Source organism: Microcoleus sp. Pol1C5 (genome assembly GCF_036701115.1).
In the GTDB taxonomy this organism is placed as follows: Bacteria; Cyanobacteriota; Cyanobacteriia; order Cyanobacteriales; family Microcoleaceae; genus Microcoleus.
Genome location: NZ_JAUBQE010000030.1, coordinates 42,403 through 68,216 on the forward strand (window position 1 = coordinate 42,403; position 25,814 = coordinate 68,216).

A 25,814-nucleotide genomic window follows, 5' to 3' on the forward strand; every position below is an offset into this window, starting at 1 on the left:
TTGCCTCTATTGATAACTTTGTCTCAGTTCTATGGTGCCTGTAGCACAAGCAATTTTACCATTTTGATAAGTTGGTTCTGGTGGTTTAATTGTACCAGCAGAATCAGCTCCGCACAATATAGATGTGGTCGTTATTTTATTTTTAGAAGCCTTTGACTCAACTTTTGGAGCAGGAATTACAAAAACTCCACCGACCACGCTTTTAAGATCTTTATGCTTTGAGACTCCATAATTAAATGTTGCTTTTTTTGTTGTATGGTGGGAATATTTGTAATTTTCTGTCTCGGTTTTAATAATGCCAATTCCTAAAGCCTTAACAGAAGTGCTAAAAGCACTTTTTTCGGCAAAATAGGCTTGCTGACGTTTGTTGATTAAGCTAATATAATCTCTGGGTTCCCATTGCTTGTTGTTCCTAAGCTTAACCTGAAATGATGGCACAGCTACAGAAGCCAATACTCCCATCACCGTTAAAATCACTAAGCATCCACGAACATTTGATGCAAGGCTAGCTGATTTATAATTTTGTTGACTCATGGTATTGTATCCTCTCTGTTTGTAGTAAAGACTTTAGTCCTTATTAGGTTATTTTGTTACCTCTGTTGTCCCAGTGGCGCAAACTAATTCACTATTTTGAAGTCTTGGAGGTAGGGGAGGTATTGTACCAGGTGTATCAGCGCGACACAGGATTCTTTGTGTTCTCATTTGCTCCTCGCCATTCTTTGACTTCATTCGTATTACAAAGACACCACCGACATAGCTTTTAAAGTCTTTTTGCTTTGACACTCCATAATTAAAGGCAGTTTCCTTTGTGGCGCGAACTGAATACTTGAAATTTGTTGTCTCCGTTTTAATTCCAAGCCCCAAAACATTAACAGAAGTGGCAAAAGCACTTTCTTCTTCAAAATAGGCTTGCTGACCTTTGTTCATCGAGTCAACATACTGTTTTGCTTCGGGAAACCTGGGTCTATTGCTAGTATTAAGAAATGAGGGCAGAGCGATCGCGCCAATTACTCCAATGCCCATTAAAAGCAATAAGCATCCGCAACCATTAGGTGAAATGCTAGCTGATTTAGAATCTTGTTGGCTCATAGTTTTGTATCCTCCCTGTTTGTAGTAAAGACTTTAGTCCGGTAAATCTCAATTGAAAGCCGATTTAATCTTGTAATCGACTGTCATTATATTGCGTATAGTTAGTTTGGTGAGACCATTGGTCTTGTGCCTTTACCGCAAGCAGTTTTACCATTTTCATAGGTGGGTTCCGCTGGTTGAATGCTACCGGGAAAATCAGCTTCGCAGAATATGAACGTTGTAGTTATTTCCTCTTTAGTAGCATTGGGAACAAAGTTTTTTGGCGGAACAAGAAAAACACCGCCGACATAACTTTTTAATTCGTTTTCCTTTGCTACTGCATAATTAAATGCTGCTTTCTTAGTGGCGCGAATTGAATACTTGAAAACTTTTGTCTCTGTTTTAAGGCCAATTCCCAAAGCCTTAACAGAACTGGAAAAAGCATTTTTTTCGGCAAAATAGGCTTGCTGACCTCGGCTCATCGATCTAACATACTGTATCCCTTCCATTTTCTTATATTTACATCCCTTGCAACCACCCAGAAATGATGGCAGAGCGATCGCGCCAATTACTACAATGCCCATTAAAAGCAATAAGCATCCGCAACCATTAGGTGAAAGGCTAGCTGATTTAGAATCTTGTTGACTCATAGTTTTGTCTCCTCCCTGTTTGTAGTAAAGACTTTACTCCGGTAAATCTCAATTGAAGGCCGATTTGATATTAGTAATCGACTGTCATTATATTGCGTATAGTTAGATTATCTAGTCACTTCTTTTGTGCCTTTACCACAAGCAACTTTACCATTTTCATAGGTGGGTTCCGCTGGTTTAATTGGACCGGGAGACTCAGCTTCGCACAATATGGACGTTGTAGTTCTTTCCTCTTTAGCAGCATTTGGCTCAAAGTTTTTAGCAGGAACCAGAAAAACACCACCGACATAGCTTTTAAGGTCTTTGTGCTTTGAGACTGCATAATTAAATGCTGCTTTCTTAGTGGCACGAATTGAATACTTGAAATGTGTTGTCTCTGTTTTAATGCCAAGTCCCAAAGCATTAACAGAAGTGGCAAAAGCACTTTTTTCTATAAATAGGGCTTGCTGGGCTTTGTTCATTGAGCCAACATACAGTTTCGCTTCCCTTGTCTTAGACTTACATTCCTGGCAACCACTCACCAGAAATGAGGGCAGAGCGATCGCGCCAATTACTACAAAGCCCATTAAAAGCAATAAGCATCCGCAACCGTTATAAGCTGAATTGCTAATACTTGATTCTTGATATTTAGTCATGGTATTTTCTCCTTAAATGGTATATACAAGGCGAATTAACGTCGCCGAGGCAGAGCCTCTGTATCTGCGTTACCAGGAAGAGCCTGGTAACGAGGAAAACGAGGGAATACTAATCCCTAAGCTCGCAGCTTTTGTACTTCTTTGCGATCGACGGATGTTGGCTGAATCACTTTACTGCCGATCGCAAAATCGCGCAATTCCACTCTCGTAAACTTCACACCCCAGGGATCTGTCGCTGTATCCAACTCCTCTACTAAAGCATTATTGATTTCATGGCGAGCCGTGTAAAGTTCCTCCCGAGATAATGTCGCAATGTGAGTCCGAATTGAAAGAATCAGCATATTTAACATCGCTTCCTTGAGATTCTGCACCTTGTAGGAAGCTTTTTCTAAGTCAATAATTCGCCAGTAAACAATAAATTCAACGGTAATGGCAAGGCGATCGCGCGTCGTGCATTCTTGCGGTGGCAAGTTTAAAATTTGCTCGCGCAGAGTTTGTTTATAGGCAACTGTTTCCACAAAGGGAATCAAAAAAGTCAAACCAGGTTCAAGTTTCTTGCGATCGTACTTTCCGAAAATTTCAACTAAGGCCTCATCTCCTTGACGGACGATTTTGACGCTGCTGGCTAAGGATACTCCGGTGATTGCAAACAACACCATCAAAAAATACTGATACATAATGAATCTCCTGGTAATTTTAAGCTGTGAACTAAAGAGGAATTGAGGTTGCGACTAAGGTTTAGCCGTTGATGTGAATTAATTTGTCAGGTACAACAATCAGCGTGTTTCCTTCGCGGCGCAAAACGTAAACTTTTTGTCGGGGTGCGATCGCACCTTGGGAATCTTCATTGCGAGCTTTCCACGAAGCCCCTTCATAAATCACCATTCCGGTTTCTCCGGGGAAAATTTCGGAGATAGTTGTCGCTTCGGTTGCTTCGGGAATCACAAACTTTTTGCGGACAATGAAAATTGGTCGAATCCAGATGCTCAGCGCGAGGGATATCCCCATCCAGTAGAAGATTTGCCAGTCAAAATCTTCATACATTATGTTCGCCCAACTAAACTGAAATGCTACAGATCCTCTCCACAAAATAAAGGATTCAATTAAAGCAGAAGCTCCCATCATTAGCACGTAAAACCTGTATTTCTGGGGCTGAGTTTTGATGATTAATAGCTCGCTCGCACTAAGCACAACTCCGATCAGCAGCCAGAATAGGGGCGGGGTGAAGGCGAAACCTGGTTGATTAGTGGCTGAGGCCAGCGACCAAATTAGGATAGAATACACAATGCTTTTACCTCGTTGCGATGGGATTCAACCTTGTTATTTCTAATCTAATCAGGTGGCTATTTGAGTTTGGGACTGAGTTATTTGAAAATTCATCGACTTTTCATCGACTTTTCATCGACTTGAGGCGCGGTTGGCATTTATGATGGTTTCAGTGTCTTGATTGTTATAAGCAATGCCACGATCGCTAAGGGTGCGCGAAGAGTGCATTCGCGCAGTTAAATCCTGTCTCCTGAGAAATGGCTTTCCGAGTCAGAAAATTCTGGCTGAGGATTTAGGGATGGCCCAATCTACTGTCAGCCATTTTCTGAATGGCAAACCTGTGGATTATGCCAATTTCATCGAAATTTGTCGCGGATTGGGCCAGGAATGGCGCGATATAGCGGATTTTGACGCGAATTCAGAGCCAGAGGAGGTAGTCCTGCTGAGGGCAAAAGTGGCGATCGTCTTCGAGGGCTTTCCTTCGGATCGCTTCGCTAACGCCAACCATCGATCGACCTCAAACACCACCCTTTCTCAGCAGTTACACCAAGCTTTGAGTGCGGGAGGCCACGAAGTCTTTTTTATTAACAACAGCAGCGACTCAGCCTCATATTTAAAGCGTTGCGATTATTTGCTGTTGCTGATTTCCCAAGAATCGGCCGCTAGCGAAATGATATTGGAACAAGTGCAGCTAGCCAAAGAATTGCACAACTTAACTGCTCATAAACCCGCAATTTTACCGATTTTACTTGAATTAAATACACCGCTTTCTTTTGATTTACTGAGCTATTTAGCAGGAATTCAGCCCTGGCTGTGGCGCGGTGTTGGCGACTCATTTAAGTTATTATCACAAATTTTAACGATTATCAAAGAAGGTCGCACATCGTTAACTGCCGACCATGAATTAGCTGTAGAATGGAAAGTAATTACTAGCACCAAACAGTCAATAATTCAACCCCTGCCAGCAGCGCCGCCAGAATTGCCGGGAGGACAAGTTGAAATAGCTTCTCGTTTTTATATCGATCGCCCTCCGATCGAATCCCGCTGTTACGAGACGATCGCCCAACCGGGAGCGCTAATCCGCATAAAAGCACCCAGACAAATGGGCAAAACTTCCTTGATGGCGAGGATTTTGCATCACGCAGAACAGCAAGGTTCTCGCACGGTAGCGCTGAGTTTTCAGCTAGCCAATAGGAAAATATTCGCTAATTCAGACACATTTTTGCAGTGGTTTTGTGCTAGCATCGGTCAAGAGTTAGGAATGCTGGAGCAGTTGCCCAAGTGTTGGGAATTAGCCGAGTTAATTGGCAGCAATCAGTGCTGCAAGGCTTATTTTGAACAGTATTTGCTGTCTGAATCCTCAAAACCTCTGACGTTAGGCTTGGATGAGAGCGATCGCCTGTTTGAATCGCCGGAAATTGCCGACGACTTTTTTGGGTTATTGCGAGCTTTACACGAAGAAGCAAAACGGCGAGATATTTGGAAAAAATTGCGTTTGATTGTGGTGCATTCTACGGAAGTATATATCCCGCTGGATGTGAATAAATCGCCGTTTAATGTGGGGTTGCCCATTGATTTGCCTGAGTTTAATTCGCAGCAAGTGCAAGACTTAGCAGCGCGACACGGAATCAATTGGAGTGCTACAGAAGTGGCAGAAATGATGGCGCTAGTGGGAGGACATCCCTACTTAGTGCGACTGGCTATGTATCGCATTGCCTGTCAAGATGTGACTTTAAATCAATTGCTGAAATCGGCGGCAACCGAGGCAGGAATTTACAGCGATCATTTGCGCCGACATTTGTGGAATTTAGAAAAATATCCAGAATTAATCGAGGCGATGAGAGAGGTTTCGAGTGTGTCAAAGCCAGTCCGATTAAGGCTAGAAGTGGCGTTTAAATTAAACAGTATGGGGTTGGTGAAACAGGAGGGCAATTATTGCAGTGCGAGATGCAATTTGTATGAAGAGTATTTTCGCGATCGCCTTGACTGCAAATAATCCCTATTTACCAGATCGCCAAATCCACACTAACTTCAAATTCTGGAAATGCCAGCGGCGAAACTCGATCGCCACGCCAAAACCTCAGCATTAAACTGTAACCGTTAACCGTTGGCTGGCGGTAAACTTCCAAGCAGTTTTCCTGTAAATTGACAATCCATACTTCCTGAATTCCTGATCGAGCGTAAATAGGAAGTTTCACGTCTCTGTCATAATCTACTGAAGTGTCAGCTACTTCTATTAACAGTAAAACTTCGGATGGGAGAGGATGGCCAGTTGAATAGTAATCGGCGCGAGGTTGCAGCAATACTAAATCGGGTTGCGGTTCCGTGCGATCGCTCAACAGCACGGGGTTCTGCACGTCGAAAATAACCAAATTTTCTGGAATTTGGCTGCACAGTCTGGCTAAGCGCCTCACAGACGAAGCGTGACGAGTTCCAATTGCGGCCATTTGAACAAGTTCTCCTTCTATCAATTCTACGCGATCGCCCTCTGAAAGAATACCAGCTTTACCCATCAGATGGTATTCTTCTACGGTGAAAAGTCTTTTGAGCAACTGCACTGCCATAACTTACCGTTCCTCTAATTATTTCTTCGATTATAGTCACACGCCCTATTAAATGCCAGTGATGTCTAAAGTCGATGAGAAGTCGATGAAAAGTCAGTCGAGTTCTCAAATAGCCTGGTGATTTAATAAAAATAGAGTAGAAGCAAGGCGCAGTAGGCGAGGTTTGCAAACCCCACCGCACTCAATGAACTGGGTGAAAACGACGCTAACAATAACTTGCTTGTTGTTCTTAACCTCGACTGTTCGATTAGGCGATATTAGACAAGCTACGCCTGCACTCGCTGTTTGACTCTAGAATCCCCCTGTTTTTACGCTGGGGAGTATGTCAATCACTTGAAAACTACTCTGCTAACACATTTGGACAACCACCATGCAGCTTAAAAAAAATCCTCAACTCGATGCACTCAACAAACAAGCAGTATCGAGAACAACCATGCAGCTTAAGACAAACCCTCAACTCGATGCACTTAACAAACAAGCGGCATCTTCAGAAAAAAACCTTCCCCCTGACAAAAAAAGTAAATCTTGGGTAGGAATCTTACTGAGGATCACTTTTATTTACTTTCCTCTGGGCAGCATAATAGTTGGTGGGCTCGCCCTCCCTTCTGTTGTCGGTTGTGGTGGCGCGAAGAAAGCGAAGCAATCAGAAGGTAAACAATATGTTAGCGCAATGAACAAAGGTCAACAAGCAATATACGTCGAGGAGGGCGCCTTTTCCAATTCCGTTAATGCTCTGCGCCTCGGCATTAAAACTCAGACAACCAACTATAACTATTCAACCATATCTACCAAAAATGCTGCGTTTAGTTATGGTGTAGCCCGCAGCAATAATCTTACTAGCTATGTCGGGGCTGTATTTTTAGTACCTGTTTCCAAAGCAGCTAACAAAGAGCTGACTACTGTATCCATTCTGTGTGCAGCAAATTCTCCTGGAAATACCCAACCGTCTGCTCCTATCCTTCATAAGGGTAATCCTGTCTGCGCTGCTGGTAGTAGCGACGTATTTAAGTAAATATCGACATTAATCAGAATCTCATGTTACCTGAAATTGTCAAAGGCTTCATCGTCTTAGCGGTCATCTTCATTCCCCTCGAAAGAATCTTTTCCTTGCACAAGCAAAAGATATTCCGTCTCGGATGGGCAACCGATGCCACATATTTTTTTACAGGTCACTTTATTGGCAGCTCCGGGGCTATTATTGTGACCGTAATTTTGTCGCTAATGACTAATTTACTAAACCCGGAATTGCAAAGCAAAGTAGCATCTAAACCTGTGTGGTTGCAGTTGGTAGAAGCAGTTATCGTTTCAGATATGGCATATTATATTGCTCACAGACTACTGCATGAAGTACCCTGGCTTTGGCAATTTCATGCAGTCCATCACAGCATTGAATACATGGATTGGTTAGCTGCAGTGCGGGTTCATCCCTGCGAGCAAATCTTTACTCAGATTTGCAAAATTATGCCTCTTTACTGGTTGGGATTTACTAAGGAGAGTTTGGTGGTTTATGCTCTTTATTCTGCGGCGCTCGCTTTTTTAATTCATTCTAATATTAAATTAAAATTTGGCATCCTAAAATGGTTCGTAGCGACCCCACAATTTCATCACTGGCATCACAGTAAAATTCCTGAAATCAACACCAAAAACTTTGCTGTTCAGTTGCCACTGTTAGATTTGCTATTTGGCACTATCTATATGCCAGCAAAAAAAATGCCTCATAAATATGGAATTTCTGATTCTATACCTGTTGGATATGTCGGACAAATATTCTTCCCATTTTCAAGGATGATGAAAAATGCTAGATGAAAATGCAAAACCAGGTATTAATCGCTATTCTCGCCTTTTGCGAGTAATTATGGGTTTTGGCTTGACGAGTGTTGCTTCTCTGAGTGCAGTTGCCCTATTTCATCACATGGATATCCTAACTTTTATCGCCAGTTTAAATACGAAACAAGTAACTGTCGATCAATTGCAGCAGGGTGAGTTGAAATCAGTGATTTTGATCGATGTGCGATCGCCCGAAGAATACGCGGAAGATCGCATCGGTGAAAGTCCCCTTGTTCCCATAATTGATATTGAGATGGGGTTCGGTGTCAACCAGATTCAATCCATTGTAAAAGCTAGGGTTAAATCCGAGCGGACTCAGCCAATAATTGTACTTTATTGTGCCAGAGGAGGGCGCTCGGTTAAAGCATACAAACAGTTAGAAAAAGTCGCTCGGTATTCCCAAGAATCTGGAGGAAATGAGACTAATAAGATTAAGGATATTAGCCTGAATGTTGTTGTCCTTTCAGGCGGTATCAAAGCGTGGCGGGAAGCAGTGCCGGCTGCAAAAGATGCCCAGATATTAGCCCCAATTACTTTGCACAGCTTCATAAAGTCTCCCTCAGTCACCCTGCTTTCGGAATGAATCGGGGCAGTTGTGACCAAATAGATTTCTGTCAAATCTCTATCAATAGAAAGGTGTATCCTGCTGACAGATTAGCTATCTTCAAGAAAAGTAGCCATTATCCTCAGCAATCTGCAACGGTTGGCTGTTTGGGCAGGCACCACAATAATTAGAGTTAGCATAACTTTATTCCATGCAAAACACCCTAGAGATACTTCCTTCTTCCGACTCGCCGAGTCTTCCCAAAAAGCAACCCGCACCCCCAAATTACGAAGCAGCCGATCGGCAATTTGTCAATTTGCTAGAAGTCGAGGATTTAGACAAGACGGTGGCGGCAAAACCGTTACTTGTCAGCGATTTTGAAAGCGCGATCGCCTATGCACTTCAAGCAGCTTATCAACAGGAACCGGGCGATGAGGCCGCTCACCGCTTCTTGCAGCGCGTACTTTACCGCATAAACCGCCTCAACTTGTTTTGGTACGACGATTTGCGCCGCTACAATAACGAACGATCGCACTATTTGCGTTCGGTGCGCGATCGCATTGAGGACCCTTGGCAGCAGTGGGAACTCGCCCAAATCGACGTTGCAGCGCTGCAAAAATTGCCGGATGTCAAGCAAGCCCTGCGCGATCGCGCGGCCGCCCATGTCGATCCTCCGCTAACTGAGCTCGATCGCTACCAGCGGGAAGAGATGACTGAAGAGGGATACAAACACCTGCTGGCGATCGCCTCCTTCGACGGTTTAGTGGAAGCCAGCCGCCTTTCTCGCATCCTCGGCGGTGCCGGCAACGAAATTCAGTGCACCCTGACGCGAGTGCTGATGGAAGAATACGGCGGCGGTCGCCTCCCCCGCAAGCACTCGACCTTTTTTGCTCAAATGCTGGCAGAATTCGGGATGAGTACGGAACCGGAAGCGTACTTCGATTTAGTGCCTTGGGAAGTGCTCGCAAGCATTAATCACAACTTTCTGCTGACGGAACGCAAGCGCCATTTTCTGCGCTACAACGGCGGACTCACTTATTTTGAGGTGGCGGGACCCGTCGCTTACCGCAATTATCTAGCCGCCGCCCAGCGTTTGGGCCTCTCGCAAGCTGCGATGGGTTATTGGGAACTGCACATCAAAGAAGATGAGCGTCACGGCCGCTGGATGTTGGATGAAGTGGCGATCCCGCTGGTTGACAGATACCCGCAGGAGGCTTGGGAGCTGGTGTTGGGGTACGATCAGGAGAAGTCGATCGGCGATCGGGCTGGGGCTGCTGTGGTGCGATCGATCCAAGCCACAGAACACAATTAACAGCTATATCGTAGGGTGGGTCAGAGACTGATGCACCCTAGATCTTGCACCGTTCTCAATAAGCTTTTGAGGAACAGGCAAGATGCCTGTTCCACAAAGAGTTTATTTCTTGTGGAACAGGCATCTTGCCTGTTGCTGACAATCTTGCCTGTTGCTGACAATGGTGCCACATCTCAGAGGCACCCTACCAGCGCTCTATTTTAAAATGCTGTCATTAACTGAATGAGCTCGATCGACAAATCTCTTTGCGACTTTTGGTGCTTCTTAAACAAAACTCCAGCCAACAGATAGATGTTTTCCGAATAAAAAGCCCTTCCCTGTTCTCTGAGAGTGGCGATCGCGCTTTTCACTTTGGGTTCCGAACTATAATAGCCAAAAGTTAAAGGTGCAATTTCAAAATTCGCAACCGAGTAGCCTCGATCCAAGGCATAATCTATCAAACCCACAGGATTAGAATAGCTAGAAACCATCAGCAAAACTTCATCGCAGCCCAAAGATAAAAGTTTCTTAGCAATTGTGGAACCATCACTCCCGCCGTGCAACAGCGGCTGGTAAATCTTATCATCCACCGCCGGCAAGTAAGGCGGATTTGAGATGACACAATCCGCCGACTCGTATAAAGGCGAATCAAAAAAAGAGCAATTGTTGACCGTGTATTTTTCGCTCAGTTGATATTCCTTAATTTGAGACTGAGCAATTTTCCAAGCTACATTATTTAGCTCAAATCCCTGTATTGTGCCATCAAAATCACTTCTCAGCAAAGACTTAATAACTGGACTTCCCTCTCCTGAACCAAACTCTACGATAAGTCGAGAATTGTCACTAGCATTTAACACTAAACTTTCCAAGCAGTGCGCGTAAAAATCCGATTCTTCCGGGCAGTGGAATACCTGTTTCAGAGGATGGGATGAAGTGAGCATAAATTCTGTAACAAAGTTGACTATTTTAAAAGTATCGAATAACTAATCTTCCAGCCATCTGTCGCAAGAGCTATTTTATCAACTTGTGCCATCTCTCTCTTCCTGTTTGATCTGGTGCGCTCGAATAACTATTACTGCCGACAGATTATCAAATTAACTAGATTAATCCGATTGACAGATTGCAATTATAGCGATTGCTGGTGAGATAGTACCTAAGCAAATAATTTTCAATTTTAATATTGTCAAACATGACATTTTTTAATTATTCAGTTCCGCCTCTGCGCCGCAAACAGATTAACATTGCCGTTCAGGATTTAGAAGGGCTTTGGCACGTTCAGTTTCCCATTGGCAAAGAGCGATTTTATTCAAAATTTTATACTTGTCTCGATCGAGCTTGCTTGCTGTGGAGCTTGCTGTTAATACCCATCTTCGGCACAGCACAATTTTTTTCTGTGAGTTGGATGCTGCAAGCTGGTTTGTGGTCAGCGCTCAGCCTCGTAGGTACAGCAGCAATGGTAATCATGACATACTCTTGGGTCAAAATAAAACGCCTGATTTGGGTGCTTTACGGTTGGGTAATACTAATGTTATTAGGATTGCTGCTGACCGATTTAGCAATTTTTTTCAAGTGGGGAAAAGTGTTGGCGAATCTCTGTCCCCTGTGGTTGGGAATGAGCGGAATAGGGTATATGGCGACTGGATTTGCAGTGCGCTCGCGCGCGCTTTTAGCAGCAAGTTTATTTCACCTGTTGGGGATTTTGATTGTGCCTTACACCGAGGGTTGGTCTTTCCTATTTACGGGAACCGTAATGGTATTTAGCTTGCTCGTTTTAGCCGAATTGCAATGGGATATGCACCAGCCGATTAACAAACTGCATTAACTTCTGTACCACCGCGATTCCAACAGGTATCAAGGTAAAGCATTAACCACAAGTGATGAGTACATTGCTAATGACTGATGATATCATGCCCGCTAGAATAACGTCACTGCAATTGGTTGATAGTGAGGATTCTTCGTTCTCATCAAAATTTGAGGAATGAAGGCCTCACTAAACAACGGATAGGGGTTATGTTAGCGGACACGATATTACTGATGGCTGATAACTAATTGCCACCAGACTGTACAGATTTGCGGGTTTGGTTAGTATCGTCGCCCTTGTGATGCCACGTGCCACCTTCGCCTTGAACGTATTCAGATTTTACGCTGTTCCAAGCAACGCTAGTAGCACCATCGGCGCTCATTCCATCTTCACTAGCGCTCTTAAAAGCCGCCTGAAAAATTTGTTTCGCCCCTTGGGGGAGTTCTTGTGCTTCTGAAGGTAAGGTATCAAATTGTTGTTCTGGCATAATGACCTCTAATTATTAAACATAAATTCAATCTTATATACTAGAAGCCACTACTTTCCTCTCTCTAAAAGCAAGTTTTAGAGCGCAGTTTTTTCATTCTGAGGACAGATGTAATATTAAATTTATTCTGATCCTAGAAGGCAATGGGCTTGGCGTTGCTGGTTGGGCAGGATTTGGGTAATTTACTTGCTCAAACAGCGATTAATCTGATTTCGGCTTTTTAACTTGCGAACTTAGAAAATACGTCAGCGCAGCGATTATTAAAGCGATACTCCCTCCCAGGGGCAGGATGTTGGTTCCGCCGTTCCACCTAACTACCTCTGAGAGAAACAATACACTCAACACGACTACAATCACGCTGGTGAGTTTGGTTTTCAGGTCGTCGATGGTGTGAATCTCCAGCCAGTGTGGTACTTTGATGCGCTCGTCAATAAACAGCTCGTAAAGTCCGAGTGCAGTAATGTAAAATACTGTGGCGAGGAGAAACAAATCTACAACTTCGATGCAAGACAGAATCAGTTGTTTCGAGTTTTCGCTGGAAACCGATACTGTAGCTGTGTGGCCGATGGTAATGATGGTTTCCAAGACCCCGTAGATCAAAAGCGTCACAGACGCTGCAAAAGAACCTAATACAGCGATTAACATTAGATAGCGACTTCTGGCAAGAATTCGATGCAGCATATTTGATCTTCCCTTGGAAAATGTGTTAGATAACAAGCGCTCTCTGGCATACCTTTGGCTTTACTATATCAGAGTTTGCCCGATCGCACTTACAAGCAATTCTGCCGAGTGTAGCCGCTGGTTAATTTCATGTCCCGCGACCACAACTCGTATAGCCCTCAGTTCGCCTTCGTGTTTGAGACAACTCCAATCCCAGTCAGAAGCCTTGGTGTTGCGGGGTAGCAGGCGCTTTTGAGACTTGGAGCGGTCGCTCGCGCGTTTTGAGATAATTTAGTTTCCTGGGAAAGTTTGAGCGGTATTCTGCCAGTGCCCAAATTGTCAGCCGCAAGTTAAGAAAAAATAGCGCTCAAAAAAAATTTAAACTAACTCATCTGGCGGAGTGCTAAACCAAAATTGACGGTGAGAAAATCAACAATTTCTGCCTCAAAGCACCTGCATCCGGGGAAAATTCATAGGAAGAAGCGGGCCCTTGTCTGAGAAAGCCGGTTAATTCGTAATATCTCTCGTTACTCCACCCAAAATTTTTTATATCAACCTGGTTTCTATCCCCCGCACACAAAATTTGATTAAGCTAGTCTGTCGCTCAATCAAATTTCATCCACCACCTGAAATAAAAAGCCATTTTGTCAAATATTCCTAAAGATGAATGGCGAACTTGAAGCATACGTAATAGCTTATAAACTGTTGACGCGGCGGTGTAATTAATCAGGGAAAAATCATCAAGGAAACGGGACTAAATTTGCTCCCTTACCTTCATTATTCCGCAGCGAAGGTTAGAAAATTTGCACGTTACGCTGTCAATTTGACCCTGCATTTTTGGCATCACAAGCGATCGCAAGACTATACGTAAAAGCAAGCATTACCATGAAATCTTCTAAATTGTTGAAAGCTGTTTTAGCAAGCGCTTGTACTTTAGGTTTAGCAACGGTTTCCTTCGCAGTGCCTGCTTCTGCCCAGTCGGGCGGTGCTGGAGGCGGTGCTGGAGGCGGTGCAGGCGGCGGTGCAGGCGGTAGCGTCGGCAGTGGCACAAGCGGTACGACTGGTACGGGTACAAGCGGTACAACTGGTACGGGTACAAGCGGTACAACTGGTACGGGTACAAGCGGTACAACCGGTACAAGTGGTACCACTGGTACGGGTACAAGCGGTACAACCGGTACGACTGGTACGGGTACAAGCGGTACAAGTGGTACGACTGGTACGGGTACAACCGGTACAACCGGTACAACCGATACCACTGGTACGGGTACAAGCGGTACAAGCGGTACAACCGATACCACTGGCACGGGTACAACGGGTACAAGCGGTACAACGGGTACAACGGGTACAAGCGGTACAAGCGGTACAACGGGTACAAGCGGTACAACGGGTACAAGCGGTACAACCGATACGACTGGCACGGGTACAACCGGTACAACCGGTACAAGCGGTACAACGGGTACAAGCGGTACAACGGGTACGACTGGTACGGGTACAAGCGGTACAACGGGTACGACTGGTACGGGTACAAGCGGTACAACCGATACGACTGGTACGACTGGCACGGGTACAACGGGTACAAGCGGTACGACTGGCACGACGGGTACAAGCGGTACAACCGATACGAGTGGTACGGGTACAACGGGTACAAGCGGTACGACTGGCACGACGGGTACAACCGGTACAACCGGTACGAGTGGCACCGGCACAACGGGTACAACCGGTACGACTGGCACCAGCACAACGGGTACAACCGGTACCACACCGACTTCGGCTGATACTAATTCAGGAGTTTTGAGTGCTCGGCGCGATAGCCCCAACAATTTCGGCTGGCTGGGTGCCCTGGGTGCGTTTGGTTTGATCAACTTGTTTAGGAAAGGCAATACACCCTCCCATCGGTAATTTCGGGCGATGCCCTACGGGATAGCTTCGCTTCACGTACTTTTGAAAACAACTTAGAGGCTTAGAAAATCATGACTTCACTCAATCGCAAAAGTTTGTTCAAAAAATTGGTAACAGTTGCCGGAATTGCCGGCGTTAGTTCCTTGATAGCTGTGCCGGGATTCGCAGAATTAAACCGCCAGACTCACGGCTTCAACCAGTCGGGCGATCGAGTTTTTGAGCTTGCTGATAGCGAATTAAACGATCCTAATTCTCCGGGACCTTCTGTTACAGATCCTAACAACAACAATCCTGGCGGTTCTCCCAACACTCCAAATACCCCCACCAACAACACTCCCGGCCGTTCTCCCAACACTCCAACTACCCCCAGCAACAACACTCCCGGCCGTTCTCCAAATAGCCCCATCAACAACACTCCCGGCCGTTCTCCCAACACTCCAACAGGTGGCCAAACTTCGCCTAATTCTCTCAGCAGCCAAGACAGAAACTTTGTCATGCAAGCAGGTCAACTTGGTATGCTCGAAGTGGAACTCGGCAGATTGGCAGTGCAGCGCGGTTCTAGTGCTGGTGTGAAACAATACGGGCAAGAAATGGTTGAGGAACACACCCAGGCTAATCAAGAACTGATGCAGGTAGCAATGCAAAAAGGCGTAAAACTGCCAACCGAAATGAGCAGCCAGAACACAGCTTTGATGGATCGACTTTCGGGACTCTCCGGTACAAGTTTTGATGCTGCTTACAAGCAGGCTATGATCGAGAGCCACAATCAGGCTATTTCTCTGTTTCAGGCTCAATCTCAACAGGGACAAGATGCCGACTTGAAGGCTTGGGCCACCCAGAAGTTGCCGAACCTTCAGGCGCACTTGCAAATGGTTAACCAAATGTTGGCAGATACCAGCCAGCCCAAATAGGAGGTAGAGGAGGTAGAGTGCGATCGGCTTTTAGGCGATCGCACTCTACCTTTGCCGATCGGAGACTTAGCCTAAATTAATCATTTTTTTACAGACAGGCGTTCGAGCGCCCGATCGCGGAAACGAGCAAGTGCGATCGGGCGATTTATTCAAACAACACAAAATTAATTAGTCCTCAGTTTCCACAAAAACACTCACAGCCGCCACAGCGATTAGCATTTCGTCATTTTTATCATTCAGAGAGGCGATCGCCCTTCCTGGCACAATCATGCCTCCTTGCTCCACAATCAGAGTTTTGCTGCCAAAAGGCAGCACCGCCAACACCTCCTGTTCCCGCACTTGTTCCGGGTAAGGAACAGCCACCTTTACCTCAACAATCATCTGATTCGGGTCAGTCAAACCCGCCACTTCCCAGACGCCTAGGAGAGCATTATGGGCGATCGCATTCCGTACAGCCCTTGCACAGGCTACAGTCGGTTCCTGCCCGTGCTGGTCTATCCCCATCCCCATTTCGATGATGAAACATTTACGTGCCATAGTTGCCCCTTGGTGGATTTTTGTTTGTAGTCTATCGCACTCTTTCCCCAAACAATTATCAACCTAATAGACGGCTTTTGATATTATTTTATCAATCGCTCTAACAGCAAAAGAATAATACCAGTCTAAAAAAAATCCAACTGTAAGCAAGCTTCAAACCCTTATCAAATCAGCCATTCTCAATCTCAAATCTCAAATGGTATAACTTATGGTAATATAACCAAATTCAGCTTTCCTAGCGGACTGCCAAACTCATCGCCAGCTTGAATCATGGATAGTTTTCTACCAATTGCCTACTTTCAAAACCAATTTCTCCCCTTTACCGACGCCAAAATTTCCATAGCCACCCACGCACTGCACTACGGAACCGGAGTCTTAGGCGGGTTGCGGGGAATTCCCGACCCCCAAAATGCCGATCGAATATTGCTATTTAGATTAGACCGCCACTGTCAAAGATTAAGTCAAAGTGCCAGCTTCCTTCACTGCGATTTACCCGCCAGCAAAATCCAACAAATAATCATTGATTTTGTCCAGAAAAACCAACCAACAAAATCATTTTATATCCGCCCTTTTATCTACACATCAAGTTTAGGAATTGCCCCGCGACTGCATAACGTAGAAACCGACTTTTTTGTCTACGGATTAGAACTATCAGACTATTTGCCCAAAGAAGGAGTCAACTGTAGAATTAGCTCTTGGTACCGCCAAGAAGACCGCAGCTTGCCCTTAAGAGGTAAAATTAGCGGCGCCTACATTACCTCAGCTTTAGCCAAAACAGAAGCAGTAGAATCCGGCTTCGACGAAGCTATTATGATGAATACTCAGGGAAAAGTCAGCGAAGCTTCAGGAATGAACATATTTGTCGCCAGAAACGGTAAATTAGTTACTCCAGGTTTCGAGCAAGATATTCTCGAAGGAATTACCAGAGACAGCGTTATAACTATTGCTAGAGACTTAGGAATTGAAATCACAGAAAGACCAGTTGATAAATCAGAATTGTTGATTGCAGACGAGATTTTCCTCTGCGGAACCGCAGCAAAAATTACCCCAATTAAGCGAGTGGAAAACTATCACTTGCCCAAAAATCGACCCATCACCGAAAAGATTTTGGACAAACTGACGGAGATTATCGAAAATCGCGACAGCAATTATAAAGAATGGGTATTTCCGATTAATCTTAATTAACCGAAAATACCTGTGTTCGTAGAAGCGAATTTACTCAGATTGTAGGGTGTGCAGTGCGCACCTTACCCCATAGATAGTGCAAAAATACTCGTTTGTATCATTCGGCTGTAACTGAAATGTTGCACCATTTTCAATAAGCCTTTTATGGGAGGACAGGATGCCCACCCCACAACAAATTCACTTTTTGTGGAACAGGCCGGAAAGCCTGTTATTGAGAATGGCGAAGATGTAAGATGTAACCGGATTTGATATTACTTACCCGCACAAAACAGCCGCGTGATGCCGAATGTGCTCCTCCATAAAACTCGCTATAAAATAATAGCTATGATCGTAACCTTCCTGCATCCTTAAAGTTAGTGGCTGTCCCGCTTTTGCACAAGCCTCGGCGAACACTTCCGGCAACAACTGCCCGTCAGCCAGATACGAATCAGCAGTGCCGCAGTCAATCAGAATCGGACGGTTGTATTGCGCCTCAAGCACCAACTCGCTAGCATCCCAAGCTTTCCACATCTCTTTGTCGCCACCGAGGTAGTGTCCGAATATTTTTTGCCCCCAAGGGCAGCGCATTGGCGCGGAAATAGGCGCAAAAGCGGAAACTGAAAGATAGCGATAGCCATTTTTTAAAGCGCAAATTAAAGCCCCGTGTCCGCCCATCGAATGACCGAAAATTCCCTGTTTTTCCGGTATCGCTGGAAAATTTTCGGCGATTAAATTGGGCAATTCATCTACCACATAACTGTACATCCGATAGTGAGCATTCCAAGGTGCGGCTGTCGCATCAACATAAAAACCCGCACCACTTCCTAAATCCCAATCGTCATCTTCGCCGGGGATGCCAGTATTGCGCGGGCTAGTGTCGGGCGCAACCAGCATTAACCCGTATTTTGCCGCAAATTGTTGCGCCCCCGCTTTTGCCATAAAGTTTTCTTCCGTGGAGGTTAAGCCTGATAGAAAATACAAAACTGGTACGCGGTGAGATAAAGCTTGTGGTGGCTGGTAAACAGCGAATTTCATCTCGCTGTTGCAAGCAGAGGATTGATGGGTGTAAAAGCCGAGTTGGCCACCGAAACTTTTCTGTTCTTTGTGCAGTTTTAGGGATTCTGATATCATATTAATTCTATTTCATTTGTGAATGAGATTTTTTTATTAACCGCAGAGGGCGCAGAGGAAGAGAGAAGAGAGAAGTTATTTAAGGTGCAGCCGTGCACGTTACCGCTATAACTAGCACCTAAAACTACTTTTTCCCTAAGTCCTACTTTCCTCCTTCCTTCAACAACTCAAAATGTCAACACTGTGCGAATTACTTCGCCTTTGTGCATTAAATCAAAGGCTTCATTGATCTTCTCGATCGGCATTACCTGAGTTACCAGACTGTCAATATCAATTTTACCGTCCATGTACCAATCAACAATCTTAGGAACATCAGTTCTGCCTTTCGCCCCGCCAAAAGCCGTCCCTTTCCAAACCCTACCAGTTACTAGCTGAAACGGGCGGGTACTAATTTCTTGACCTGCTGCTGCTACCCCGACAATTACGCTCACGCCCCAACCTTTGTGGCAGCATTCTAAAGCTTGGCGCATCACATTAATGTTGCCGATACATTCAAAACTGTAATCAGCTCCGCCTTTGGTTAAATCTACTAAATAAGGCACTAAATCGCCTTCCACTTCGCGGGGATTGACAAAGTGAGTCATGCCGAATTTTTCCGCCATCTCTCGTTTGTCGGGATTCAAGTCTACGCCAACAATCATGTTAGCTCCCACCAGACGAGCTGCTTGAATTACATTCAAACCCACGCCGCCCAAACCGAAAACTACCACATTAGAACCAGGCTCTACTTTCGCAGTATTAATGACAGCGCCGATGCCAGTTGTTACGCCGCAGCCGATCAAACAGACTTTATCAAAAGGAGCATCTTCGCGAATTTTTGCTACTGCAATTTCCGGCAATACTGTATAATTAGCGAACGTAGAAGTTCCCATGTAATGGTAAAGTTTTTGCCCGTCTATGGAAAACCTGCTCGTGCCGTCGGGCATCACTCCCTGGCCTTGAGTCACGCGAATTGCTTGACAGAGATTTGTTTTGCGGCTCAAACAATATTCGCAGTTGCGACATTCAGGAATGTAGAGAGGAATTACCCGATCGCCCACTTTGACACTCGTGACTCCCGGCCCAACTTCTGCGACAATCCCGGCTCCCTCGTGGCCTAAAATAGCCGGAAACAAACCTTCAGGATCGGCACCGGAAAGAGTGTAAGCATCAGTGTGACAAACACCCGTGGCTTTAATTTCCACCAGCACCTCTCCAGCCTGCGGTCCCTCCAGATCCACCGTTTCAATGCTCAAAGGTTGGCCGGCACTGCGAGCAACTGCTGCTTTTACTTTCATGCTTTCTCCCTGCGATCTATTTGTCAATTCACCAGTCAATATGTATTGTATTACTTAATGTCAAACTTGGAGCAAATCTATGACAAAATTAATTGTAATTACCGGAGTTAGTCGCGGTCTAGGTCTTGCCATGACCGAAAAGTTTATTGAATTGGGACATACAGTTGTGGGATGCGCCCGTTCTTCGGAAGCGGTGGAAAAACTCCAACAAAAATATAGTGCGCCACACCATTTTACTTGTTTGGATGTCACCAAAGACGATCGAGTTAAAGCTTGGGTAACAGAAATACTGGCCAAAAAACAGCCGCCAGATTTGCTAATTAATAATGCAGGTGTAGCTAATCATCTCGCCCCTCTTTGGAAGGTCAGTGACGAAGAATTTTCCCAGGTAATTGATGTTAATATTAAAGGTACAGCTAATGTAATTCGTCACTTTGTCCCGGCAATGATTGCTAGAAAAAGCGGCATAATTGTCAACTTTAGTTCTGGTTGGGGAAGGTCAACTTCGCCGGAAGTCGCGCCCTATTGCGCTTCCAAGTGGGCAATAGAAGGACTTACGCGATCGCTCGCTCAAGAATTGCCCGCAGGTATGGCAGCAGTTCCTTTGAATCCGGGGATAATTCACACGGATATGCTGGACATTTGTTTTGGCGAAGATGCAGCAAGTTACACATCAGCAAAAGCCTGGGTGCAAAAAGCAGTTCCTTTTTTACTCAAGTTAAAACCTTCCGATAACGGAATGCCGCTGACTGTTCCTGCATAATACAGCAACCCTTGCAGGATTTACGCACATCTCTGTTTTCTTTTCCTCTGCGCTCTCTGGGTTTTCTGCGGTTCATTAAAAAGTTCAAAAATGAAATAAAATTGCTATATTCCCCACTCAAAACTCTTTCCCCAAATAGCCACTGTGAACTCGCCTGTCAACTTACCGTTAACCCCGCCCTCGCAAACCGAAACCCGCAAAGCAGATCACCTGCGGATTTGCCTTGAAGAAGACGTACAATTTCGCGAAACTACCAGCGGCCTCGAACGCTACCGTTTTGAACACTGCTGTTTGCCAGAACTCGATCGCACTGAAATTGATTTAACCTCCACATTTCTCGGCAAAAAAATAGCCGTTCCCCTGCTCATTTCCTCGATGACCGGTGGCACAGAATTAGCCCAGACAATCAATTATCGCCTCGCCGATGTCGCTCAAGAATACAAACTAGCAATGGGAGTCGGTTCCCAGCGAATTGTTGTAGAAAATCCTCAACTAGCTCCTACATTTGCCGTCCGTCGCCGCGCTCCAGATATTCTGCTATTTGCCAACATCGGAGCCGTTCAATTAAACTATAATTACGGTTTGGAAGAGTGCCAAAAAATTGTTGATATTCTCGAAGCAGATGCTCTAATTTTGCACCTGAATCCGCTGCAAGAGTGCGTTCAAACAGAAGGCGATACTAACTTTAAAGGACTACTAGATAAAATTGCCAAATTATGCGATAAATTACCAGTACCAGTTATTGCGAAAGAAGTCGGCAACGGTATTTCAGGAAAAATGGCAAAGAAATTGCTCGCTGCGGGGGTAGGTGCGATCGACATTGCCGGGGCCGGAGGCACTTCTTGGGCGAAAATAGAAGGAGAGCGAGCTAAAGATGGCAAGCAGCACAGGTTGGGCGCAACCTTTGCCGACTGGGGAATACCGACAGCCGAGTGCATTGTCAGCACCCGCGCCGTAGCGCCGGATGTTCCTCTGATTGCCTCTGGAGGATTGCAGAATGGGTTGGATGCAGCGAAGGCGATCGCTCTTGGCGCGGATATTGCGGGACTGGCGCGGCCATTTCTGCAAGCTGCAGCGGAATCGGAATCAGCCGCAGCCCTTCTAGCTGAGGTGTTAATTGCAGAAATCGCTACCGTGATGTTCTGTACGGGCTGCGCTAGCTTGGATGAGTTAAAACATTCTGGGGTTTTGGAAAGGTTAAGATAAAAGTGAGTCAGCAGTCAGTTGACAGTTGAGAGTTGACAGCTTGTCAGCCAGCGACTTGTCCGAAGAGCGTAGCAGAAGCAAGTCGAAGGGTTGTCAGTTGTCATAAGAGCTTTTGCCTGAATCTTTGATTAATAGGTCAACCGCAGATGCTAGGCAGATAAACACAGATAAACGCATATAATTTCAAGACAATTTATTGTCTGAACTTTATTGATTAAGGGCAACTGTCAACTGTCAACTGAAAACTGAAAACTGAAAACTGTCAACTGTTAACTGACTAATTATCTAAATGAAAGATTTCCTAAAATATACCTGTGCAAGTTTACTGGGAACCTTCCTAGGACTGTTGCTGCTGGGCAGCATCGGATTGGGAGGACTGGTACTGCTAATTGCTCTGGCCGCATCGTCGTCTAAGGATTCGGGCCCGCAAGTTAAAGATAAGTCGGTATTGGTATTAGACCTTTCGTTAAATATTACCGACAGCAAACCGAGCCGTAGCACTGGCGCGGCGATTGAAGAAGTCCTTTCGGAAGATTCCGGGGATACAGTGACGCTGCGGACTGTTTTAGACACGATCGAATATGCAAAAAAAGACCCCAAAATCGTTGGCATTTATCTCGAAGGCAGCTCGGATTCGAGCAGCAGCGGGTTTGCCAACCTCAAAGAAGTTCGAGGAGCCTTGCAGCGTTTCCGAGATGCCAAAAAGCCCATTTTTGCTTACCAGATGGACTGGAATGAGCGAGATTATTACCTCGGTTCCGTTGCTAATACAATAGCAATCAATCCTTACGGCGCTTTGGAACTCAACGGTTTTAGCAGTCAGGCAATGTTTTTCACCGGTGCTTTGGAGAAATACGGCGTGGGAGTGCAAGTGACTCGCGTCGGCAAATACAAGTCAGCCGTTGAGCCGTTTTTGCTCACCAAAATGAGTCCTGAAAATCGCCAGCAAACTCAAAAGTTGCTCGGAGATATGTGGGGAGAATACCTGAAAACTGTCGCCCCGATCCGTAAAGTGACTGTTCCGCAACTGCAAGCGCTTGCAGATAAGGGCGGAACTTTGATGGCTGACGAAGCTCTAAAAAGCAAGTTAGTTGATAAAGTTGTTTACTTTGACGAAATATCGACTGAACTTAAAAAGCTCACAGGAACCGATGGCGAAAACAAATCTTTCAAGCAAATTAGTTTGAAAAACTACGCCAGAGTCGCTGAAGACAAAAACTCAACTCGCGCTGACAAGAAAAACCAAATTGCTATACTTTACGCCGAGGGAGAGATTGTAGACGGCGAAGGGGGCCCGACTCAAGTAGGAGGCGATCGCATCGCTAAAGAAATGCGGAAAATCCGAGAAGATGACGACGTAAAAGCAGTGGTTTTGCGCGTCAACAGTCCCGGAGGTAGCGCCACGGCGGCCGAAGTCATTGGACGCGAAGTTATGCTGACGGGAAAAAAGAAACCAGTTATCGTTTCGATGGGCAATTTAGCAGCATCCGGCGGCTATTGGATTTCGATGGGTTCCAGCCGCATTTTTGCCGAACCCAATACGATTACCGGTTCGATCGGCGTTTTTGGAATGTTGCTCAACGTCGAAAAGTTGGCTGCTAACAACGGCCTAACTTGGGACGTGGTGAAAACCGGCCGCTTTGCGGATACTAACACGGTTTCCCGCCCGAAAAATCCTCAAGAATTGGCGAATATTCAGAGGATAGTCGATCGCATTTACGATCGATTTATTACTAAAGTCGCCAACTCCCGCAAACTGCCGAAAAACAAGGTACAAGAAATTGCTCAAGGCAGGGTGTGGTCTGGTACGGCCGCGAAACAGTTGGGTTTAGTCGATGAAATTGGTGGCCTTGAAGATGCTGTCAGAGAGGCGGCGAAGCAAGCTAAACTCGGCGACGATTGGAAGTTGGAAGAATATCCAAAACGCCGCACTTTGGAGGAACGAATTTTGGAAAAAATTTCCGGCGTTCACGTTTTGAAACCAGCCGCCAAACTCGACCCGCTAACGGCCGAATTTAAGAAAATGCAAGATGAATTGGCTGTGATCGAGTCGATGAACGACCCGCAGGGGATTTATGTTCGCTTGCCTTTCAATTTGCGGATTGATTAATTAATATCAAGTCCGGGATTTTTACCCCTTTATTCTTCAGTCCCCCTCTGTTCCGACGAAAGTTTGGCTCTTGAACCGTTGCAAGCGCTGAGTCTGATAGGGGTTTTTAACCCGGATTTGGTAAAAGTAGGCTGACGCATCCTACCAACAACTGAAAAACCCGGTTTCTTGAAGAAACCGGGTTTATGAATACCCTAAAAGTCTATCGACTGGGAATTGGCAATATTTGTTATGCAGCACGCTGAGTTAACAATCCCCAGATGAAAAGTAGAACGATCGCACCTACAACTGCAAAAGCTATGCTGGGTAGAGTCAATGCTCCGAAGGATGCTCCCCCGCTCGTCCCCAGTAAGACTTGACCTAGATAACCTCCCACTAGGGCGCCCAAAATTCCTAAACCTGTTGTTGCCAGAAAACCACCGCCTTGAGTTCCCGGATAAATGGCTTTGGCGATCGCACCGGCAATCAGTCCTAAAACGATCCAAGCAATAATTCCCATTTCTTTTTCTCCTGAATACTTAAACTTTTCTCGTCCCTTGTCTTATGTTCTTAGAATAACAACCGCTATCGAGCCTTTACCTCTACCGTAGGGAGGAACCGAAAGTAGTAGGATTTCTCATCAATCGTCCTAGTTTGAGGCTTTTTAATATCTCAAAAGAGTTAACCCACTTTTTCTAGGGAACAAAAGCACTTATGCTCAAAGCAAAAGGGAAATAGGAGAATTTTTTCTGGAACTGTTTGTGTTTTACTGGTAAAAAAATTACAATAATTTTGTGAAACGAGGAAAGTTTGCGCCCGATGGATCTGACTCTGTGCATGATTGTGAAGAATGAAGAGGCAACACTGTCGCGGACTTTGGACAGCGTTAAGGGTGTTGTTGACGAAATGGTGGTAGTGGATACTGGATCGGGCGATCGCACCCGTGAAATTGCCCGAGAATGCGGGGCGAGGGTTTATGAGTTTGAATGGTGCGACGACTTCGCAGCGGCGCGCAATGAGTGTCTGAAGCACGCCCAGGGCGACTGGATTTTGGTGTTGGATGCCGATGAGGTTTTGGTACCGGAGGTTGTACCCCAAATAAAGCAGGCAATTGCGAGCGATCGGCTGCTGCTAATCAATCTCATCCGCCAAGAAATCGGTGCCTCTCAATCTCCCTATTCCCTAGTGTCGCGCTTGTTTCGCAATCGCCTCGATATCCGCTTTTCTCGCCCTTACCACGCAATGGTAGACGACAGCGTGGCTGAGATTTTGCAGAGGGAACCACAATGGAAAATAGCTTCTCTCCCCGATGTGGCGATTTGGCACTCTGGTTATCAAAAAGATGCGATCGCAGCAAAAAGTAAATTCCAAAAAGCTCAAGCAGCAATGGAACGCTATATCGCTTATTATCCAAACGATGCTTATGCTTGTAGCAAATTAGGTGCGCTGTATGTAGAAACCGGGCAAATCGGGCGGGGAATTAATTTATTAACCAAAGGCTTGACTGCCGAGGTCATAGATGATTCTATTCTTTACGAACTAAACTATCATTTGGGAATTGCGTATCGCCAGCAGCAGCAGTTTGCCAAAGCAAAAGAACACTATCAAGCCGCAATTAATACCAATGTGTTCCCGCCCCTCAAGTTGGGTGCTTACAATAATTTGGGCAATTTGCTCAAAGAGGAAGGAGATTTGAAATCTGCTGAAAAAGCTTACAAAGCAGCTTTAAAAATTGACCCCAATTTTGCAGCAGGTCACTACAATTTAGGGCTGACGCTGAAGGCAGCCGGAAATTTAGCACATGCGATCGCCTATTACCGACAAGCGATAAAAATCGATCCAGAACACGCGGAAGCTCATCAAAACTTGGCAGTAGCGCTGCTGAAAATTGGCAAAATGCCAGAGAGTTTAGCAGAATTCAAAAGAGCGATCGCCCTTCACGAACAGCGCCGCCCATTTGAAGCAGAACGCCTGCGCCGGGGACTGCAAGAAATGGGTTTAATGTAACTGAAATTATGGCTTGTATGGGCGGGCAGGATGC

The 25,814-nt window shown here is 45.4% G+C and carries 27 protein-coding genes; 13 read left to right on the forward strand and 14 right to left on the reverse strand.

The window, feature by feature from the left end; translation table 11 throughout:
- Positions 1-6: 6 nt before the first annotated feature.
- The 6 genes from QUA23_RS17675 to QUA23_RS17700 all read right to left on the reverse strand — a co-directional run bounded on the left by QUA23_RS17675 (position 7) and on the right by QUA23_RS17700 (position 3,637).
- Entirely contained in the window at positions 7-534 is a 528-nt protein-coding gene (locus QUA23_RS17675; RefSeq protein ID WP_333072921.1) for a type IV pilin-like G/H family protein, read from the reverse strand.
- A 48-nt stretch (positions 535-582) separates the two neighbouring features.
- The gene (locus tag QUA23_RS17680; RefSeq protein ID WP_333072920.1) at positions 583-1,089 is read right to left on the reverse strand and encodes a type IV pilin-like G/H family protein; all 507 of its coding nucleotides are present in this window, start codon (positions 1,087-1,089) and stop codon (positions 583-585) included.
- 101 nt (positions 1,090-1,190) lie between these two features.
- A complete protein-coding gene (locus QUA23_RS17685) occupies positions 1,191-1,718 on the reverse strand; it encodes a type IV pilin-like G/H family protein (protein WP_333072919.1) in 528 nt (175 codons plus the stop codon).
- A 107-nt stretch (positions 1,719-1,825) separates the two neighbouring features.
- The gene (locus tag QUA23_RS17690; RefSeq protein ID WP_333072918.1) at positions 1,826-2,353 is read right to left on the reverse strand and encodes a type IV pilin-like G/H family protein; all 528 of its coding nucleotides are present in this window, start codon (positions 2,351-2,353) and stop codon (positions 1,826-1,828) included.
- A 116-nt stretch (positions 2,354-2,469) separates the two neighbouring features.
- The gene (locus QUA23_RS17695) at positions 2,470-3,030 is read right to left on the reverse strand and encodes an SPFH domain-containing protein (RefSeq protein ID WP_333072917.1); all 561 of its coding nucleotides are present in this window, start codon (positions 3,028-3,030) and stop codon (positions 2,470-2,472) included.
- A gap of 61 nt (positions 3,031-3,091) precedes the next feature.
- Positions 3,092-3,637 carry an NfeD family protein gene (locus QUA23_RS17700; protein ID WP_333072916.1) on the reverse strand — a complete coding sequence of 182 codons (546 nt, stop codon included), beginning with the start codon at positions 3,635-3,637 and terminating at the stop codon, positions 3,092-3,094.
- 175 nt (positions 3,638-3,812) lie between these two features.
- On the opposite strand from QUA23_RS17700, the gene QUA23_RS17705 reads away from it, so the two are divergent.
- On the forward strand, positions 3,813-5,615 hold the full coding sequence (locus QUA23_RS17705; RefSeq protein ID WP_333072915.1) for an AAA-like domain-containing protein: 1,803 nt from the start codon (positions 3,813-3,815) through the stop codon (positions 5,613-5,615).
- Positions 5,616-5,622: 7 nt separating this feature from the next.
- Here QUA23_RS17705 and QUA23_RS17710 read toward each other — a convergent pair whose 3' ends face one another.
- Positions 5,623-6,183: a Uma2 family endonuclease gene (locus tag QUA23_RS17710; protein WP_333072914.1), complete on the reverse strand. Its 561-nt coding sequence runs from the start codon at positions 6,181-6,183 to the stop codon at positions 5,623-5,625.
- A 370-nt stretch (positions 6,184-6,553) separates the two neighbouring features.
- Between QUA23_RS17710 and QUA23_RS17715 the strand changes: the two genes are divergently transcribed.
- From QUA23_RS17715 to QUA23_RS17730, 4 genes are all read left to right on the forward strand, one after another.
- Positions 6,554-7,195: a type IV pilin-like G/H family protein gene (locus tag QUA23_RS17715; protein ID WP_333072913.1), complete on the forward strand. Its 642-nt coding sequence runs from the start codon at positions 6,554-6,556 to the stop codon at positions 7,193-7,195.
- 95 nt (positions 7,196-7,290) lie between these two features.
- Positions 7,291-7,989, forward strand: a complete 699-nt coding sequence (locus tag QUA23_RS17720; RefSeq protein WP_333072912.1) for a sterol desaturase family protein — start codon at positions 7,291-7,293, stop codon at positions 7,987-7,989.
- Positions 7,979-8,593, forward strand: a complete 615-nt coding sequence (locus tag QUA23_RS17725) for a rhodanese-like domain-containing protein (protein WP_333072911.1) — start codon at positions 7,979-7,981, stop codon at positions 8,591-8,593. Before QUA23_RS17720 ends, QUA23_RS17725 begins: the two co-directional genes overlap by 11 nt.
- A 172-nt stretch (positions 8,594-8,765) precedes the next feature.
- Positions 8,766-9,866 (forward strand): iron-containing redox enzyme family protein, encoded by a 1,101-nt coding sequence (locus QUA23_RS17730; protein ID WP_333072910.1) that lies wholly within the window; start codon positions 8,766-8,768, stop codon positions 9,864-9,866.
- A gap of 200 nt (positions 9,867-10,066) precedes the next feature.
- Here QUA23_RS17730 and QUA23_RS17735 read toward each other — a convergent pair whose 3' ends face one another.
- Positions 10,067-10,786 carry an SAM-dependent methyltransferase gene (locus QUA23_RS17735; RefSeq protein WP_333072909.1) on the reverse strand — a complete coding sequence of 240 codons (720 nt, stop codon included), beginning with the start codon at positions 10,784-10,786 and terminating at the stop codon, positions 10,067-10,069.
- A gap of 248 nt (positions 10,787-11,034) precedes the next feature.
- Here QUA23_RS17735 and QUA23_RS17740 point away from each other — a divergent pair, with 248 nt between their 5' ends.
- Positions 11,035-11,667: a hypothetical protein gene (locus QUA23_RS17740; RefSeq protein ID WP_333072908.1), complete on the forward strand. Its 633-nt coding sequence runs from the start codon at positions 11,035-11,037 to the stop codon at positions 11,665-11,667.
- Between the two features lie 223 nt (positions 11,668-11,890).
- Here the strand turns inward: QUA23_RS17740 and QUA23_RS17745 are convergent, their stop codons facing one another.
- Both QUA23_RS17745 and QUA23_RS17750 read right to left on the reverse strand, forming a co-directional pair.
- A complete protein-coding gene (locus QUA23_RS17745) occupies positions 11,891-12,133 on the reverse strand; it encodes a ChaB family protein (RefSeq protein ID WP_190662935.1) in 243 nt (80 codons plus the stop codon).
- Positions 12,134-12,334: 201 nt separating this feature from the next.
- Positions 12,335-12,814, reverse strand: a complete 480-nt coding sequence (locus QUA23_RS17750) for a YqhA family protein (protein WP_333072906.1) — start codon at positions 12,812-12,814, stop codon at positions 12,335-12,337.
- Between the two features lie 864 nt (positions 12,815-13,678).
- Between QUA23_RS17750 and QUA23_RS17755 the strand changes: the two genes are divergently transcribed.
- Together QUA23_RS17755 and QUA23_RS17760 are read left to right on the forward strand one after the other, a co-directional pair.
- Complete coding sequence (locus QUA23_RS17755; RefSeq protein WP_333110445.1) at positions 13,679-14,695, forward strand: hypothetical protein; 1,017 nt, start codon at positions 13,679-13,681, stop codon at positions 14,693-14,695.
- A 71-nt stretch (positions 14,696-14,766) separates the two neighbouring features.
- Positions 14,767-15,606 (forward strand): DUF4142 domain-containing protein, encoded by an 840-nt coding sequence (locus QUA23_RS17760; RefSeq protein ID WP_333072905.1) that lies wholly within the window; start codon positions 14,767-14,769, stop codon positions 15,604-15,606.
- Positions 15,607-15,774: 168 nt separating this feature from the next.
- On the opposite strand, the gene QUA23_RS17765 is transcribed toward QUA23_RS17760, so the two are convergent.
- On the reverse strand, positions 15,775-16,143 hold the full coding sequence (locus QUA23_RS17765; protein ID WP_333072904.1) for a Lin0512 family protein: 369 nt from the start codon (positions 16,141-16,143) through the stop codon (positions 15,775-15,777).
- Between the two features lie 270 nt (positions 16,144-16,413).
- Here QUA23_RS17765 and QUA23_RS17770 point away from each other — a divergent pair, with 270 nt between their 5' ends.
- On the forward strand, positions 16,414-17,328 hold the full coding sequence (locus tag QUA23_RS17770; protein ID WP_333072903.1) for a branched-chain amino acid transaminase: 915 nt from the start codon (positions 16,414-16,416) through the stop codon (positions 17,326-17,328).
- 255 nt (positions 17,329-17,583) lie between these two features.
- Here the strand turns inward: QUA23_RS17770 and fghA are convergent, their stop codons facing one another.
- Positions 17,584-18,438 (reverse strand): S-formylglutathione hydrolase, encoded by an 855-nt coding sequence (gene fghA, locus QUA23_RS17775; protein ID WP_333072902.1) that lies wholly within the window; start codon positions 18,436-18,438, stop codon positions 17,584-17,586.
- Between the two features lie 167 nt (positions 18,439-18,605).
- Positions 18,606-19,715: an S-(hydroxymethyl)glutathione dehydrogenase/class III alcohol dehydrogenase gene (locus tag QUA23_RS17780; RefSeq protein ID WP_333072901.1), complete on the reverse strand. Its 1,110-nt coding sequence runs from the start codon at positions 19,713-19,715 to the stop codon at positions 18,606-18,608.
- Between the two features lie 79 nt (positions 19,716-19,794).
- On the opposite strand from QUA23_RS17780, the gene QUA23_RS17785 reads away from it, so the two are divergent.
- From QUA23_RS17785 to sppA, 3 genes are all read left to right on the forward strand, one after another.
- Positions 19,795-20,478, forward strand: a complete 684-nt coding sequence (locus QUA23_RS17785) for an SDR family NAD(P)-dependent oxidoreductase (protein WP_333072900.1) — start codon at positions 19,795-19,797, stop codon at positions 20,476-20,478.
- 144 nt (positions 20,479-20,622) lie between these two features.
- Positions 20,623-21,684, forward strand: a complete 1,062-nt coding sequence (gene fni, locus QUA23_RS17790) for a type 2 isopentenyl-diphosphate Delta-isomerase (RefSeq protein ID WP_333072899.1) — start codon at positions 20,623-20,625, stop codon at positions 21,682-21,684.
- A gap of 289 nt (positions 21,685-21,973) precedes the next feature.
- Positions 21,974-23,794, forward strand: a complete 1,821-nt coding sequence (sppA, locus tag QUA23_RS17795) for a signal peptide peptidase SppA (RefSeq protein ID WP_333072898.1) — start codon at positions 21,974-21,976, stop codon at positions 23,792-23,794.
- 229 nt (positions 23,795-24,023) lie between these two features.
- Here the strand turns inward: sppA and QUA23_RS17800 are convergent, their stop codons facing one another.
- Positions 24,024-24,293 carry a GlsB/YeaQ/YmgE family stress response membrane protein gene (locus QUA23_RS17800; RefSeq protein ID WP_333037423.1) on the reverse strand — a complete coding sequence of 90 codons (270 nt, stop codon included), beginning with the start codon at positions 24,291-24,293 and terminating at the stop codon, positions 24,024-24,026.
- Between the two features lie 299 nt (positions 24,294-24,592).
- Between QUA23_RS17800 and QUA23_RS17805 the strand changes: the two genes are divergently transcribed.
- On the forward strand, positions 24,593-25,780 hold the full coding sequence (locus QUA23_RS17805; RefSeq protein ID WP_333072897.1) for a tetratricopeptide repeat protein: 1,188 nt from the start codon (positions 24,593-24,595) through the stop codon (positions 25,778-25,780).
- Positions 25,781-25,814 lie beyond the last annotated feature (34 nt).

What these genes read in the sequence shown, in the direction of transcription:
- sppA (WP_333072898.1), top strand. Translation starts at nt 21,974, where the DNA reads ATGAAAGATTTCCTAAAATATACCTGTGCAAGTTTACTGGGAACCTTC.
- QUA23_RS17690 (WP_333072918.1), bottom strand. Translation starts at nt 2,353, where the DNA reads ATGACTAAATATCAAGAATCAAGTATTAGCAATTCAGCTTATAACGGT.
- QUA23_RS17715 (WP_333072913.1), top strand. Translation starts at nt 6,554, where the DNA reads ATGCAGCTTAAAAAAAATCCTCAACTCGATGCACTCAACAAACAAGCA.
- QUA23_RS17725 (WP_333072911.1), top strand. Translation starts at nt 7,979, where the DNA reads ATGCTAGATGAAAATGCAAAACCAGGTATTAATCGCTATTCTCGCCTT.
- QUA23_RS17710 (WP_333072914.1), bottom strand. Translation starts at nt 6,183, where the DNA reads ATGGCAGTGCAGTTGCTCAAAAGACTTTTCACCGTAGAAGAATACCAT.
- QUA23_RS17680 (WP_333072920.1), bottom strand. Translation starts at nt 1,089, where the DNA reads ATGAGCCAACAAGATTCTAAATCAGCTAGCATTTCACCTAATGGTTGC.
- QUA23_RS17685 (WP_333072919.1), bottom strand. Translation starts at nt 1,718, where the DNA reads ATGAGTCAACAAGATTCTAAATCAGCTAGCCTTTCACCTAATGGTTGC.
- QUA23_RS17695 (WP_333072917.1), bottom strand. Translation starts at nt 3,030, where the DNA reads ATGTATCAGTATTTTTTGATGGTGTTGTTTGCAATCACCGGAGTATCC.
- QUA23_RS17730 (WP_333072910.1), top strand. Translation starts at nt 8,766, where the DNA reads ATGCAAAACACCCTAGAGATACTTCCTTCTTCCGACTCGCCGAGTCTT.
- QUA23_RS17770 (WP_333072903.1), top strand. Translation starts at nt 16,414, where the DNA reads ATGGATAGTTTTCTACCAATTGCCTACTTTCAAAACCAATTTCTCCCC.
- QUA23_RS17755 (WP_333110445.1), top strand. Translation starts at nt 13,679, where the DNA reads ATGAAATCTTCTAAATTGTTGAAAGCTGTTTTAGCAAGCGCTTGTACT.
- QUA23_RS17675 (WP_333072921.1), bottom strand. Translation starts at nt 534, where the DNA reads ATGAGTCAACAAAATTATAAATCAGCTAGCCTTGCATCAAATGTTCGT.
- QUA23_RS17805 (WP_333072897.1), top strand. Translation starts at nt 24,593, where the DNA reads ATGGATCTGACTCTGTGCATGATTGTGAAGAATGAAGAGGCAACACTG.
- QUA23_RS17760 (WP_333072905.1), top strand. Translation starts at nt 14,767, where the DNA reads ATGACTTCACTCAATCGCAAAAGTTTGTTCAAAAAATTGGTAACAGTT.
- QUA23_RS17780 (WP_333072901.1), bottom strand. Translation starts at nt 19,715, where the DNA reads ATGAAAGTAAAAGCAGCAGTTGCTCGCAGTGCCGGCCAACCTTTGAGC.
- QUA23_RS17785 (WP_333072900.1), top strand. Translation starts at nt 19,795, where the DNA reads ATGACAAAATTAATTGTAATTACCGGAGTTAGTCGCGGTCTAGGTCTT.
- QUA23_RS17745 (WP_190662935.1), bottom strand. Translation starts at nt 12,133, where the DNA reads ATGCCAGAACAACAATTTGATACCTTACCTTCAGAAGCACAAGAACTC.
- fghA (WP_333072902.1), bottom strand. Translation starts at nt 18,438, where the DNA reads ATGATATCAGAATCCCTAAAACTGCACAAAGAACAGAAAAGTTTCGGT.
- QUA23_RS17705 (WP_333072915.1), top strand. Translation starts at nt 3,813, where the DNA reads ATGCCACGATCGCTAAGGGTGCGCGAAGAGTGCATTCGCGCAGTTAAA.
- QUA23_RS17735 (WP_333072909.1), bottom strand. Translation starts at nt 10,786, where the DNA reads ATGCTCACTTCATCCCATCCTCTGAAACAGGTATTCCACTGCCCGGAA.
- QUA23_RS17740 (WP_333072908.1), top strand. Translation starts at nt 11,035, where the DNA reads ATGACATTTTTTAATTATTCAGTTCCGCCTCTGCGCCGCAAACAGATT.
- QUA23_RS17765 (WP_333072904.1), bottom strand. Translation starts at nt 16,143, where the DNA reads ATGGCACGTAAATGTTTCATCATCGAAATGGGGATGGGGATAGACCAG.
- QUA23_RS17750 (WP_333072906.1), bottom strand. Translation starts at nt 12,814, where the DNA reads ATGCTGCATCGAATTCTTGCCAGAAGTCGCTATCTAATGTTAATCGCT.
- QUA23_RS17800 (WP_333037423.1), bottom strand. Translation starts at nt 24,293, where the DNA reads ATGGGAATTATTGCTTGGATCGTTTTAGGACTGATTGCCGGTGCGATC.